Source organism: Deinococcus aerolatus, from assembly GCF_014647055.1.
Lineage (GTDB): Bacteria > Deinococcota > Deinococci > Deinococcales > Deinococcaceae > Deinococcus > Deinococcus aerolatus.
Genome location: NZ_BMOL01000035.1, coordinates 1 through 14,255, shown reverse-complemented (window position 1 = coordinate 14,255; position 14,255 = coordinate 1). Strand labels below are relative to the sequence as shown.

Below are 14,255 nucleotides of genomic sequence, written 5' to 3'. Positions count from 1 at the left end.
GTCCACGGAGCTGTACAGGGCAACATCCCACACGAATTAAGCAGTGAGCGTCGCTCAATCTGATACGAATACCGATTAATTTTTTTACGCGAGGCCACCAGTGGCAGAAGGTCAGGGAGCGTGCCCCTTCTCACTGATCTTCCAACCAACGACACTGGGTCACGAGCAACTCGGATAGAGCGCCCAAAGTGAAGTGTCCCCGATTGGGGACACTTCACTTTCCAGACTTTTTGTCAGAGGCTCAGATGCAACAGAATCAAGGGCAGAGTGGGTGGATTGGAGAGGTGTGAAAGTGCAACGGATGACTCAGGGGCAGCTCGCACCTGGTAGCCCAGTGGCGCCCACAGCGCTCAGATCATCACCATTTGGCAAAGGTAGCGAAGGGTGATCAAAGGGCGCCTGGTCCAAGGCCACCCGGCAATCGAGCAGGGCATTGAGCAGGAAGTCCTCCAGTGCAATATGATCCTCGCTTCTGAGTTCGATGGCACTCATCACGCTCGACTTCTCGGGGTTATCGAAATCACCTTGGCGCTCATAGAAGTCTATGACGTCATGAACCGTGGCGGCACTGCCAGTGTGGAAGTACGGCGCGGTCAGCTTGAGATTACGGAGGCTGGGTGTTTTAAAGGCCCCCCGGTCAAATTTCGACCCACTTTCCGAGAAGCTGGCGCCCGCTGGACCCAGCGACGCGCGTCCAAGATCCTCAGTGGTGGGCCGCACACCAATGTTGTGGAACCCCTGGTCACCACCATCAACGTTCAGTGGGCCTTGAAGATCGTAGAAGCGGGAGCTCGCGTCGGTGAGTTCGGTGCCTACGTGACAGGCCATGCATTGTCCACGGCCCCGGAAGATGTCGAAGCCCTGCTTCTGCTGATCCGTCATCGCGTTCCGGCGCCCACCCAGATAAGCGTCGAAAGGCGTCTGGCTCGGAATCAGGGTGCTTTCATAAGCCTGCATAGCCTGGCCCAGCATTGCGCTAAAACGGGAAACGGACCGCGTGCTTTCTCGTTTAAAGAAGGCAGCGTCAATCATGGCCTGGTAAGTTACATTCAGTCCGCCCGTTGGATCAGCCAGCGATCCCAATACACTATCTGCTGGATCCACGGTCTGTAACCGCAATGGCTTGCGGGCCAGCATCTTGGCTGCAACACCCTGCTTGCCGTTGAGCTTGCGACCCAAGCACGACATTTCAACGTCGTTGTTGACAGGCCCGACAGCCTGTGAGGCCAGACTGGAATTCGGCACCAGATCCTCAACCGTGGCAATATCCCGCACTGAAATATCCCCAGCCGGACGGAACTGCCGCCGATCACGCCGGTAAAGGGTTGCCCCTTCTGCGTTTGCCGTCGCCCCGAAAGGATTGAGACCATTGAAGTTGTCATTGGCGCGCCCGTCCCAGAACTGTTGGCGGTTAAAAACGGCGGCGACGGTACTGGGTCCATTGCGGCCCGTGACCTGTCGGTGAGCTCCGAAGGGCGTCGAGAGATCAACGGTGCACACGTCGGCCGCCATCATAGGATCGGTGGAGATCGCCTTGAAGATCATCCCTGCGACGCCCTGTGCACCGATGATGTCGTCGCCCCCGGCCGGGGCATGATCAATACCGTCGTCGCTGCCCTCCAGAAGATGGAAGGCAAAGGGCATGCCAGGGCCAGAAACCGCTTCCCAGAGGCCATTCGGCCCGGGATTCACCGTATTGACCGTGCGGGTGTCCACCCCTGCTCGCGCGTGACATGACGCGCACGCAGTCATACCGTCGCCTCCCAGTTGGATGTCCCAGAAGAGCGCCTTGCCGAGCCGAATGGCCGCCGCCCGGTTCTTGATCTCGCCACGTGGGGGTGTCGGAACCCGCACCGCCCCAAGAGGTACCAGTAGGCCAGCCTTGCTTGCAAGACCTTCCAGGCGCATTCCCTCGCCGACTGACGCCTGAACTGGGGAGGTCGGCTGGTTACACCCCGCCAGTGTCAGCAAGGCCCCAATGGCCATGAGGCGAAGCCCTCTCTTGCTCCCTAAATCGTGGCTGACCATAGGCATCCCCTTACTCCTCTGATGGTGGGTGGGTGGAATTGACACTAACCTCGAGTCTTGATCTAAAAACTCAGGCCATGCCTTGCAACGTTGTCCCCCCCTAGCAACGTCCATCAGCTGCCTGATCATGCTTGGCACCGTTAAACACCTCAATTGAGTCTCTGGGTCTAAATAGACAGAAATGTTTTCACGCAGGTCTACCTCCGCAGGCGGACCTGATAATCATGAGCATTATCATCCGCTCATATAAGAGCGAGCTTAAGGCACATTCAACTTTGGAACAATTGACCCTTAGACGTAGGGGACTCAGCCTTCAGGCGGAGAAATCCCCCCTTCCAATGGTAGCCATTGGGGTGACCCAGTTTTGCGGTTCTTCCGTTGATTTCGTCCAGCATGTCGAATGATCTTGATAGGGTTTTGTGGAGGGGAAGTTCAGTCTGATCCAGACTGGAGATGAACATGACTACCCCCAGGTAGCAGTACACCGCGGAGTTCAAGCAGGAGGCTGTGCGGCTGGTTCAATCGACGGGCAAGAGCTGTGCTCAGATCGCCCGTGACCTCGTTATTCCTCCCCACTACGTTGCTCGCTGGAAAAAGCAGTGGGAGGCGCAGGAGCCTGCAGGACGCCCCGGGAACACGGGGCGTGGTATCGCGGCCCACTCCAAACAGGAAGAGCGCATTAAGCACTTGGAGCGTGAACTGCAAATTGCCCGTCAGGAGCGGGATATCGAGAAAAAAGCGGTGGCCTGACTTGGACAGAACAGACGCCCTTGAGGACGCTTGCCCGCTTCTTCGCCAGACAAAGCTGATCTTCGCCTTCATCCAGCAGCATCAGGAAGAATTTCTGGTGGCTCTGATGTGCCGGGTGCTGGCGGTCAGTGTCAGCGGGTATTACGCCTGGCGAGGAAGGCCCGAAAACACCAGGGCGCGCAAAGATCGTGCCCTGACCGAGAGAATCAAGGACAGCCATCAACGGAGCCGGGGGACGTATGGCACTCCGAGAATTCAGGCCGACCTGGCCGAGGAGGGGGAACGGGTGAGCGGTCAGCGAATCGGACGATTGATGAAGGTAGCGAGGGGACAAGGTTCGCTGCAAGCGGAAATTCCGCGTGACCACGAAGGCATCACCTCTCCACCCACTCGCAGGAAATCTCCTGAACCGGGAATTTGAAGTCGACCGGCCCAATCGGAAATGGGTCACCGACATCACCTACCTACCAACGACTGAGGGCTGGCTCTACCTGGCTACGGTCATGGATCTCTTCTCCAGGAAGATTGTCGGCTGGCGTCGGGCCGTCCCGAGCTGTTGGGCGCTGAATGAACGCCTTCACACGCTGCTCGTGATGGACGCCCTGAACATGGCCTGGCAGCGACGGCAGCCCGAAGCCGGGCTGCTCCATCATTCTGACCGGGGCAGCCAGAACACCCGTGACGTCTACCGGCGGGCCCTGGAGCGCCTGAAGGCAGTGCAGAGCATGAGCAACAAGGGGGCGTGCTGGGACAATGCCGTTCAGGAAAGCTTTTTCTCAACCCTGAAGGTCGAGCTTGACCTTCAGCTGGCACGCGGCACGCGTGCCCAGACCCGCAGTGAGGTGTGCGAGTGGATTGAGGTCTTTTACAACCGGCAGCGTCGTCACTCCTCACTGAGCTACCGTTCCCCGGTGGCCTTCGAGGAACAGGCTCCCTATCCTGAACTGTCCCTTCACTAAACCCTTGCAACTTCACGAACTGCAAGATCTCAGTATACAGGTATAGAGGATAGAGACGATATCTAGCCATATCGTCTCACTTTTCATCGTCGGAGTGCGGTGAAATCTACACCAGCTCAGGCCCTAAATGGGGTATTCAGTCTGTTCAGGGTTGTGTGAAGTTGAGCTGAACGGTGGCGGTGGCGTTATTGTCGTAGAAGTCTTGCACCGTGTAGTTGAAGGTGGCGGAGCCAGAATTACTGGGTTTAAAGGTGCAGCCTGTGGCAGTGCAGGTCGCGCTGCCTCCGCTAGAGCTACTGGAGTTGCTCGTGACGATGAGCCCACGCCCCGTATCGTTGGCCAGCAGCGTTGCGGAGTCGATGAATGCCCCCACCGCCGGGTCAAAAGAGGACAGCGGGATGTTAATGGGCCCGTCATCAATCGCCTTCGCCATAGGATCGACCATCACACTCACAGTAGCAGTGGCCGATTCAAAACCGTCGCTGACGGTGTAGGTGTAGCTGTCCGTGCCAAAGAAACCCGGATTTGGGGTGTACGTGCAGCTGCTGCTGGTGCAGGACACGGCGCCGTTCGTACCCTGAGTGGCGCTGATGACGCTCAGCGGGTCGTTATCCGAATCGGTGTCGTTGGCCAGGACGTTGGTGCTGACTGCGCGGCTCTCGACGGTGCGGTCATTGTCGCCTTGTGAGGTCGGACGGGCGTTGGTCAGGTTGACCGTCACAGTGGCGTTGGTACTGCCGCCGCGTCCATCCGAGATGGTGTAAGCGAAGTAGGTGGTTCCGAAGTAGCCGATGTCGGGAGTGTAGGTGCAGGCGCCGCCAGGAGTACAACTCGCCACGCCGTTCGTGCCGTTACTCACGCCAGTTACGCTCAGGGGATCGCCATCGGGATCCGTGTCGTTGGTCAGGACATTCAGCGTCTGCACACGTCCAGCGTGGCCGGAGACGTAGTCATTCACGCCGACGGGCGGCCGATTGGGTGGCGGAGCCACGACGCCTTCGCCGCGCACGGGTAGGAAGTGGGGACTGCCGTCCGCGCTGTCTACGATCATCACGCCGGCCGTGCGGATGCCCAGGCCCGCTGGCATGAAGGTCACGCGGAAGGTGCAGGACGTCGAACTGGGGTTGACGCAGGCGCCACGATCAACCGTGAACTCGCCCGGATCGATGCCCACCACGCTCAGGCTGCTGATGCTGGCCGGGCTGGAAGTCGTGAGGCTTACCGAGCGGGCTGCCGTGGTGCTGCCCAGTGTGACGGCACCGAAGTCCAGTGACAGCGGACTCAGACTGGCGGTCGGCACGTTCAGGGGCGCGGCGCAACCCACCGGGCCGCCGCCCGCGCCATATTCGTAGATGGTGCTCTCGGTCAGGGCTGCCGGAATGCGCCCGAGCCACACGCCACGTGATTCCACACTGGCGGCGAGGTCGATATCGCTTTGGGACAGGCCGGGGAACACGGCAGTCCAGCGGCCGTCGTTGGGATTGGCGGTATCGTAGGTCAGGGTGCCCTCACGCACGCCCAAACCACCGGCCCGCAAGGATCGCCGGCCATTGATGCCGAAGGTGTTGCCCTTGGCGATGATGCGGGCCTCGAACTGGTCGAGGGGCAGGCGCAGATTGTCCTGGCCGAGCGCGTAGCCGGTCATCACGACGCTCGACGCGGGGCTTCCGTCAGCGTTGCGGCCCTGGGTGGCGGGCTGGGTGACCACGAGATTCTGGGTGGTGGTCTGATCGACCACACCGAAATTAGTGGTGTAGCGCACCACGTCGCCAGGCCGCAGATCCGGCGTTACGCCTTCCCAGCAGGCCCCGCCTGGGTGGTTGACGTCAACCAGTCCGTCAAAGCCTGGCGTGCCAAGATCGTCTTTTGGCACCACATTGTTGGCCACCCCGATCTGGACGCCACCCCGCAGAATCTCAACTTTCACGCGGTCGTTGGGGCCATAACCCTCTGCCGAGACAAAGTCGCGCGACGGGAAGACAAACAGGGCGTGCGGATCCTGAGGCGGCTCGTGAATCGGTCCCGGCGTGACCGAATTAAGGTTGCCGGTCAGTGTCACGCTTTGCGGAGTATTGTCGGCGTTGTCGACGAAGTTCAGCTGGGCATTCCTCAACCCGCCCGAAGTGGGCTGGAAGTGTACGCCCACTGTACAAGCACCGTTTGGAGCGACGCTGGTACCCGTGCAGGTGTTCGTATCAATCAGGAAATCGGCTGAGCCGGAACCGCTGAGGCTCACGCCCGAGATGTTCAGGGCGATGCCGCCGCCGTTACTGAGCGTAATGATCTGTGGCGCCGAAGCCGGGTTGGTTCCAGGATTCTCCGGGTCGTATAGACCTTGCTCGTTGAACGTCAGGCTGGCCGGTGCTGGTGCAGCCAATGGGCCGGCGAAGCCGGTCACCGGGCCAACACAGCCACCCGCAAAGCCGGGGAACTGGCCGAACTCATAGATGGTCATTTCGCTCGAGGTCACTGGGTCGCGGCCTAGCCATAAGGCGCGCGATTCGGCCGCCTCGGCCAGGTCAAGGTCGCGCTGGGTCAGGCCGCTGAAACGGGCAGTCCACAAGCCGTTGTTCGGATCGGTGGTGTCGAAGGTCAGAGTGCCGTCCTTGCCTCCGGCGCCGCCCGCGCGCAGCGAGCGCTTGCCGTTGAAGGTGAAAGTGTTGCCCTTGGAAATAAGCCGCGCCTCGAACTGTGCGGGGTCAAGTCGTTGATTGGTCTGCAAGTCCATAGCCCGGCCGTGGACCTCGATCACGCCATCAGCATTGGAATTGCCGGCTGCATCCAGGGTCGCCCGCCTCACAATAGTAGCGGGCTGCGTCACAGTTACACCCTGCACGAAGGTCTCGTCGCCTACGCCGGGCGCCGTTTCCAACCGGACGAGATCACCAACGCGGATGTCGGGGACGCTATTTTCCCAACACACGCCACCCGGGTGATTGACGTCCACCAAACCATCAAACTCAGGCGTGCTCGGATCATCCTGGGGAATCACGTTGTTGACGAATCCAACGCGCAGGCCGCCGCGCAAGATGCTCACAGTGACCCGGTCAGTGGCGGCGTATCCGGCCCCGGAAATGAAATCACGAACCGGGAACGCGATGATGGAGTGTGGAAGCCTGGGCGGCCGGTTAATGGCTTGCGACGCGGGGCCTGACGTCAGGGCCAGGGTCTGCGCCACGGTAGCGCCGGTAGTAGTGAGGCTCAAGGTCGCAGCACGTGGGCCGAGTGCTGTAGGCCGGAAGGTTACGTTCGCGGTACAAGTTGCCTGCGGCGCCAGAGAGCCGCAACCGCTGAGAGTAGCGCTGAAGTCGCCGGCGTTGGCTCCGCTCAGGCCTGTGCCAGTCAGGGCCAGCATGCTGACCCCCACATTCTTAATGGTGACAGGCTTCGTACTGGAATTGCCTACCAAGACGGTCTGGAACACGAGGGAGTCCGGCGAGAAGGAGACGTTAGGTGCAGTTGCACCCGCTTCGATACGGAATTTGAAATCCAGTGAGGAACCGTTAACGATGGCGATGAACCCGACGCGAGGATTCTTGGTCTCCCCACTGGTGGCCACCAGATCCACATCCTGGTAACCCAACAGCTTGTTGCCGATCATCACGCTCATGCGGTAATCGTCAGTCACCCTGAGGGCTGGCGTTTTGGTGTTCCAGCGTCCGCGCCAGAAGCCGTATATGGGTGGGTTGGCAGCAAGATTGTCGGGCGTCAGGGTAAGCTGCGCGCCACTAATAAGCACCGGGCAGGTGGTGGTAGCGATGTTGTTGACGACCTTGCATATTTTGACGCTGGGGGTCAGTGCCGTGTCGAGGTTGCCCGGGAAGGTGGTCACGCCCTTGTTTGTCACCCAGAAGAAGCGGGGATTTCCGCCGGTGTTGGCATCAGAAATGGACTCTGGCAGGAGGATAGGCGCAACCGCAGCGGCCGGTGAGGTCTGATCAACCACTTGTGGGGCTTGTGGGGCAGCGCATGCAGCGAGCACTGCGAGCAGCACCACTGAACCCACTGCCCTCACAGTGGGTAGGTTGGCGCGACGTCGCCACGAAAATTTTGAAGCGGTATGCTGAAAACCCTGCAGAGGTGAATCTAGATTGCCAGCCCAGAAGTGGCCGACAGGATGCACGGAGGTATCCCGGGACATAGTGCTCCTCGTGGTGCCATATGCCAGCGATGCTGGAAAGAACGCGTGGCCACCGAAAATTTCGTCTCTGGGGTCCGATCCTTAGTCGAACGTGTACGGTCCCCAAAACGGTCCGTCTATTTGTTCACCCAGAGGCCGAATTTCAAGCTGACCGTATTTGTGCCCTCCCCCACTGGCCTGCAGCCGACATCGCCTGATTCTGGTTGCTTCACCGTAGTCTGATCTGACTCTCATTTCAACGGACGAAGGGCGCGGGTGAATATCAGACCTTGGTCCTAAAGTGCGTCTAAAAAACGTAACGGTTCGGGCTTGCCCTGCGTGAAAAAGAGCGGAAACCGAGGACGGGCCGTGCGAGTCAGGCCGTCAGGTGGGGCGGGGATGTATGTCTCCTGGGCCTGCCTTAGGCTGCTCAACACACCACTCCCACCTACGAGCAAGGCAATCCACCGAAGTGTCAGGTGTTGGGCAAGGAAATGAAACTAGGAGTACCATTACCTCATTTTTTTACATCGGCTATAGTGTCTTAATGAATGCTATAGATCGTGCCGTTTGAACGCCTTTCAAGATTTAAGTTCCATAGACGAAAAAGACGTTGATGCTTTCGAGAAAGAGGAGCTGAGGCTCGCAGCGCTGCACCAGCTAGGCATTCTTGACTCGTTACCAGAGCCACAATTCGATCATCTGGTAGAACTTGCGGCCCGTGTCTTCGACATGCCCATGGCGTTGGTCAGTTTTGTGGACAAAGATCGGCAGTGGTTCAAAGCCAACCATGGTGTTCCGTTGTCCGAAACTCCTCGGAGTGGGTCATTCTGCTCAGTCGCCATCGCCCAGGACGGGGTGATGGTCATCCCGGATGCCACCTTGAATGAGCGGCTTCGAACGTACCCGGTGGTTGTGAGTGATCCTCATGTTCGTAGTTATGCAGGCGCCCCTCTCATCACCGCTGACGGCTACAAACTCGGCACGTTTTGCATTCTTGGCACCGAGCCTCGGGAGTTCAGCGAGAAAGAGACTGCCCTTCTCGCGACTTTTGCCGAAATGGCAATGACCGAGCTGAAACTGCGTCAGGCGCTCACCGATCTCAGTCACATGGCCATGAATGACGCCCTCACCGGCTTGCCCAACCGGGTGTATTTCCGTCAGCAGCTCACTGAAGCCTGCCGGCGTGCCGACGTCTCAGGAGAGAAAGTTGTGGTGGGCTTGATGGATCTTGACCGGTTCAAGATGATCAACGACACCTTCGGGCATCTCGCTGGTGACCATCTCCTTAAAGACGTCGCGCGCCGTTTGAAAGAAGCCACCTCAACCAGTGACACCGTCGCCCGGATCAGCGGAGACGAATTCGTGCTGTTGCTTACCGACGTGCGCTCCGTCGCCGATATCGACCTGGTTATGAAACGGTTACGGGATGGTTTTGCCGATCCATTCCTGATTGAAGGCCAGGAAGTGTTCGTCCACTGGAGTCTCGGCCTGAGCGTGTACCCGGATGACGCTCTGGAAATGGACGCCCTGCTCAAGCACGCCGACGCGGCCATGTACCGGATCAAGCAAGCTGGTGGTGGCCACGCGGCCTTTCAACGGCAACAGGATCAGCGGACCACCATCCAGATGGAACGCCTGACCGCGCTTCATCGGGCACTGGAACGTGATGAGCTGCAGCTGTACTTCCAACCAGTGGTGCAGGCCGAGAGCCACGCTGTCGTGGCGCACGAAGCGCTTCTCCGGTGGGTCCGGCCTACAGGCGTGGTCAGTCCGCTGGACTTCATTCCATTGGCTGAGACCTCCGGACTGATCGTACCGATTGGCCGCTGGGTTCTGCAGCAGGCCATCAATGCGTTGAAAGCGAGGCGTATTAGTCGGGTCTCGGTGAACGTCAGCGCCCTGGAAATCCGGCAACCAGACTTTGTGGAGTTTCTGCAGTGGATCCTCACGGAGACTGGAGTTGAGCCCCGGCGCATCTGGCTGGAACTCACGGAGAGCAGCATGCTGGAACCCCGGTTCGCCCCAGTGCTGCAAGACTTACATGCACTGGGCGTGCGAACAGCTCTGGACGATTTCGGTAATGGTTACAGCAGTCTGATGGCACTGACAAGCCTGCCCATCGAACTGGTCAAGATCGACCGGAGCTTCACCGCACCAATCGGAGAAGTGACGCCCAGTGGACAGAGAGCCTTGGAAGTGGTGCGCGGGATCGTGGCGCTCGCCACAGCGCTTGGACTCCCGACAGTGGCAGAAGGTATTGAGACCCCCAGGCAAGCAGCACTTCTGTCGCAGGTGGGCTGCACTTTCTTTCAGGGCTACCTGTTTGGACGGCCGCAACCCCTTTCCTGACCGGGCATCTGGCCTGGAGGGTCGCCCTCAATAAGGGTCTGGCGGTAATGCTTCAGAAATTCCATCAAACAGCTGAGGAAAGACTTCGCCGACGTAACCGGCTTATCTCAGGGGGAGGCATATTCCAATGCCGCGTCCAGTCTTTCGGTATCGCACCTGTGTTGCAATGGCTCAGCCCTCGGGTTATCGATGCTTGGTTTCTCTCGGCACCGAAACTCAATATCAAGGAGACCATCACCTTTGCTGAACACCTCATTGAACAAAAAGGTGTCTTCTGCCATTTAGACAGCGATCTCATCACAACCGGAGGTTTAGGAGCGCAACAAGAACCCCTGATTCCAAGCAGTTCTAGGCCTCTACTACTGCGAGCGCGTCAATCTCCACAAGAAGGCCTGGATTGAGCCCCACGTACACGGTGCTGCGGGCCGGGTAAGGTGCATCGAAGAACTCACGGTACACGGCATTCATCGCCGCAAAGTCTTCAGCCCGGGTGAGGTAGACGCCCACCCGCAGGACGTCCCCCATGCTGGCCCCAGCGGCCACGAGGGCGGCACGCACGTTCTCCAGCGCCTGCCGGGTCTGCGCCTCCACACCCTCACGGGCCTGCCGGGTTTCCGGGTCCACGCCCACCTGCCCCGCCGTGTGAATGAACGGCCCAATACGGACGGCATGCGAGTAGGGTCCGGCGGCGGCTGGAGCACGTTCCGGGGTGAAGCTCTGGCGTGACATGGGTGAGGTTCTACCACGCTCCGTGCGTCAGGGCAGCCAGTTGCCGCCGCACACGAAGAGTCCGAGGCGACGCGGCAGTTCGGCGCCCTCCAGCAGCGGCGCGAGCGTCAGTCCTGCGGTGGGTTCCACGACCTGCTTAAGGTGCCGCATCATCAGGCGCTGCGCCTCCAGAATGCTTTCCTCGCGCACGGCAAGCACCTCGTCGACATACTTCTGCACCACGGGAAAGGTCAGCGCGCCCGGCATCATGGTCTGCACGCCGTCTGCAACTGTGCGGGGCGGCGCCTCCAGCCGGATCCGCCGACCTGCCAGCAGGCTGCGCCGCGTGTCGTCGGCCGCCGCAGGCTCCACCCCAATCACGCGCGTGCCCGGCCACACCGCCTTGATGACGGTGGCGATACCGCTGATCATGCCGCCACCACCCACCGCGACGAGGACTGCCTCGGGGGCGCCGGTCTGCTCGGTGAATTCCAGCGCCTGGGTTCCCTGCCCGGCCATCACCTGTGCGTCATCGTAGGCATGGATGTAGTGAAAACCCCGCTCGGCGGCGATGGCACGCACGCGCTCCTCGCCATTGAGACGGGTCACGCCCTCGTCCACAACGGTCGCGCCGTAGGAACGCACCGCCGCCTTCTTCGTCTCGCTGGCGTCCTCGTACATCACGACGACACAGGGAACGCCCAGTACGCGCGAGGAAAAGGCCACGCCCTGCGCGTGGTTTCCGCTGGACAGGGTCACGAGGCCGCGCGGACCATCGAGTTGCAGCGCCGCATTCAGCGCCCCGCGCACCTTGAAGCTGCCTGTCTTCTGCAGGTGCTCACTCTTGAACAGCAGTTCGCGGCTCAATAGTCGGTCGAGCGATCCAGAAGACAGAACCGGCGTACGGTGAATATGCGGCGCAAGCCTCCCAGCAGCCCCACGGACGTCCTCGAGTGTGATCACCCGGACAGTCTAATCGGGGACCAGAAGGTGTTGTCAGTCATTGTCAGTCTTCAAGTGTTGTCGGCCGTGCTGTGGGACAACGGTTTCGGCGGCTCACGTGCCGCTGAATGTGTCCTCAGGTTCGCACCGGAAACGGGGAGAGGGTCAAATGAACCCCACGCTCGCTCAGCTGGCGGCCGCGCCGCGTAGACTTCCCGCATGACCGCCTCTGTCTCCACACGTGACGTGCTGCTCACCTGCCCGCTGGATTGCCCGGATGCCTGCCGCCTGCGGGTGACGCTCGGGCGCGGCGAGGACGGGCAGGAGCGCATGCTCAAGGTCACGGGAGACGCCGCCCATCCCTACACCCGCGGCTTTGCGTGTGCCAAGACGGTGCATTACCCGGCGCGGGCCAACCATCCGGAGCGGCCCCTGTACCCGCTGCGGCGCGTGAACCCCAAGACCGACGCCGAGCCGGTGTTCGAGCGCGTGGGCTGGGACACGGCGCTTGACGACATTGCGGCCCGCCTGACGGCGCTGCTGGACACCCGCGGCCCGCAGAGCATCCTGCGCTACAACTACGCCGGGACCATGGGCCTGATGGAGGGCACGCACGTCCACGCCTTTTTCCGCGCCCTGGGCACCCCGGAACTGGACGAGACGATCTGCGCCACCGCCGGCACCGAGGCCTGGGCCCTGGGCTACGGCGCACGCTACGCGGTGGACCCGGCGGACGTGCGCCACGCCCGGCTGATCGTGCTGTGGGGCATCAACAGCCTGAGCACCCACAGCCACCTGACGCCCGAGCTGACGGCGGCGCGCAAGGCCGGCGCCCGGATCATCTGCGTGGATCCGTACCGCAACCGCACCGCCGCCTATGCCGACACGCACCTCAAGATCCGGCCCGGCAGCGACACGGCGCTGGCGCTGGGCATCATGCACGAGCTGTTCGCCCACGGCTGGACCGACGACGCCTACATCGCCGAGGCGACCCAGGGCATCGAGGAGCTGCGTGAGGCGACCCGCGAGTGGACGCCGCAGCGCACGGCCACCACGACCGGCCTGAGCGTGCAGGACGTGCAGGACCTTGCCCGCGCCATCGGGACCACCCGGCCCACCTACATCCGGGTGGGCTACGGCATGACCCGCCACGAATACGGCGGAACCAACCTGCGCGCCGTCACCCTGATCTCGGCGCTGACCGGCGACTGGCGCGTGCCGGGGGGCGGCTGCGTCCTGAGCAGCAGCGGGGCCTTCAAGCTCAACCGCACGCAGCTGGGCGCGGCCCATCTGATCCGGGAGGACACGCCGCACATCAACATGAACGCCTTCTCGGACGCCCTGAAGCCCGCCGCCGGGCTGGGCGCCACGCTGATCTACAACTGCAACCCGGCGGTGGTGGCCCCGGATTCGGGCGGTGTGCGTGCCGGCCTGCAGCGCGACGACCTGCTCGTGGTGGTGCTGGAACAGGCCATGACCGAGACAGCCCGGCTGGCCGATTACGTGCTGCCCGCCACGACCTTTGCCGAACACGCCGACGTGTACACAAGTTATGGCCACCACTGGCTGGGTTACAACCCCGCCGAGTTGGAGGCCCCCGGTGAGACGCGGCCCAACTCCTGGGTCTTTCAGCAGCTCGCCCGCCGCCTGGGCGTGACCGAGCCGAGCGTGTACTGGAGCGTAGATGATCTGCTGGAGGCGGTGCTGGACAGTGGCCACCCGTACCTGGCGGGCATCACCCCGGAGCGGGTGAAAGCCGAGGGCAGCGTGCGCCTGAACCTGCCCACGCCTTTTCTGCCGTATGCCCACGGAGCGGAGACCCCCAGCGGCCGGGTGCAGCTGGCGCCCGCGCCGGTGCACCGTGAGGCGCAGGCTGCCCTGAACGACGCCTATCCCCTGCGGCTGCTGACCCCGCCCGCTCACCACTTCCTGAACAGCACCTACGGCAACCTGCCGCAGCTCAACCGCGCCGAGGGCGGCGAACCCCAGCTCCTGATGCATCCCGATGACGCGCAGGCAGCCGGGCTGGGCGACGGAGAATACGCCGCGCTGGAATCCGAAGTGGGCCGGGTGCAGCGCCGCGTGCGGGTGAGCGAGGCAACGCAGCCAGGTGTGGTGGTGGTAGAAGGCACGTGGTGGGGCCTGTCGGCGCCGGACGGCCAGAGTATCAACACCCTGACCGCCCAGACGCTCACGGATCTGGGCGGGGGCAGCACCTTCCACAACACGCGGGTGCGGGTGCGGCCCGCCGGGGCCGCCGTCTCCTGACCGATCCGGGGGACATTGAAGGTGCCGCTCTGCCCTGGCGATCCAGCTGTGCCGCTGACTCTATTGGTAGTCCGTTGACTGGTTGGAAGCGCACACTTGGCTATGACCAAGGACCGGGTGGTGGCTGA

Annotated in this window: 9 protein-coding genes; 5 read left to right on the top strand and 4 right to left on the bottom strand. The window is 61.6% G+C overall.

Going from position 1 to position 14,255, the window contains the following annotated elements:
• Nucleotides 1–306: 306 nt before the first annotated feature.
• On the bottom strand, nt 307–1,908 hold the full coding sequence (locus IEY31_RS17890) for a cytochrome-c peroxidase (protein WP_268238978.1): 1,602 nt from the start codon (nt 1,906–1,908) through the stop codon (nt 307–309).
• Between the two features lie 627 nt (nt 1,909–2,535).
• Between IEY31_RS17890 and IEY31_RS17885 the strand changes: the two genes are divergently transcribed.
• Genes IEY31_RS17885 through IEY31_RS17875 form a run of 3 tightly spaced genes read left to right on the top strand, consistent with a single transcriptional unit; the run spans nt 2,536 to nt 3,737 of the window.
• Nucleotides 2,536–2,778 carry a helix-turn-helix domain-containing protein gene (locus tag IEY31_RS17885; RefSeq protein WP_188974316.1) on the top strand — a complete coding sequence of 81 codons (243 nt, stop codon included), beginning with the start codon at nt 2,536–2,538 and terminating at the stop codon, nt 2,776–2,778.
• Nucleotide 2,779: 1 nt separating this feature from the next.
• The gene (locus tag IEY31_RS17880; protein WP_188974315.1) at nt 2,780–3,199 is read left to right on the top strand and encodes an IS3 family transposase; all 420 of its coding nucleotides are present in this window, start codon (nt 2,780–2,782) and stop codon (nt 3,197–3,199) included.
• Nucleotides 3,138–3,737 carry an IS3 family transposase gene (locus tag IEY31_RS17875; protein ID WP_188974314.1) on the top strand — a complete coding sequence of 200 codons (600 nt, stop codon included), beginning with the start codon at nt 3,138–3,140 and terminating at the stop codon, nt 3,735–3,737. The genes IEY31_RS17880 and IEY31_RS17875 overlap by 62 nt, the downstream gene beginning before the upstream one ends.
• Nucleotides 3,738–3,882: 145 nt before the next feature.
• Here IEY31_RS17875 and IEY31_RS17870 read toward each other — a convergent pair whose 3' ends face one another.
• Complete coding sequence (locus IEY31_RS17870) at nt 3,883–7,683, bottom strand: Ig-like domain-containing protein (protein WP_188974313.1); 3,801 nt, start codon at nt 7,681–7,683, stop codon at nt 3,883–3,885.
• Between the two features lie 744 nt (nt 7,684–8,427).
• Between IEY31_RS17870 and IEY31_RS17865 the strand changes: the two genes are divergently transcribed.
• On the top strand, nt 8,428–10,209 hold the full coding sequence (locus tag IEY31_RS17865; protein WP_229723759.1) for a sensor domain-containing phosphodiesterase: 1,782 nt from the start codon (nt 8,428–8,430) through the stop codon (nt 10,207–10,209).
• Between the two features lie 348 nt (nt 10,210–10,557).
• On the opposite strand, the gene IEY31_RS17860 is transcribed toward IEY31_RS17865, so the two are convergent.
• Together IEY31_RS17860 and IEY31_RS17855 are read right to left on the bottom strand one after the other, a co-directional pair.
• Nucleotides 10,558–10,938 carry a RidA family protein gene (locus tag IEY31_RS17860; RefSeq protein ID WP_188974312.1) on the bottom strand — a complete coding sequence of 127 codons (381 nt, stop codon included), beginning with the start codon at nt 10,936–10,938 and terminating at the stop codon, nt 10,558–10,560.
• A gap of 27 nt (nt 10,939–10,965) precedes the next feature.
• On the bottom strand, nt 10,966–11,880 hold the full coding sequence (locus IEY31_RS17855) for a threonine ammonia-lyase (RefSeq protein WP_188974311.1): 915 nt from the start codon (nt 11,878–11,880) through the stop codon (nt 10,966–10,968).
• Nucleotides 11,881–12,078: 198 nt separating this feature from the next.
• Here IEY31_RS17855 and IEY31_RS17850 point away from each other — a divergent pair, with 198 nt between their 5' ends.
• Entirely contained in the window at nt 12,079–14,127 is a 2,049-nt protein-coding gene (locus tag IEY31_RS17850) for a molybdopterin oxidoreductase family protein (RefSeq protein WP_188974310.1), read from the top strand.
• Nucleotides 14,128–14,255: the final 128 nt, after the last annotated feature.

What these genes read in the sequence shown, in the direction of transcription:
- IEY31_RS17890 (WP_268238978.1), bottom strand. Translation starts at nt 1,908, where the DNA reads ATGCGCCTGGAAGGTCTTGCAAGCAAGGCTGGCCTACTGGTACCTCTT.
- IEY31_RS17860 (WP_188974312.1), bottom strand. Translation starts at nt 10,938, where the DNA reads ATGTCACGCCAGAGCTTCACCCCGGAACGTGCTCCAGCCGCCGCCGGA.
- IEY31_RS17850 (WP_188974310.1), top strand. Translation starts at nt 12,079, where the DNA reads ATGACCGCCTCTGTCTCCACACGTGACGTGCTGCTCACCTGCCCGCTG.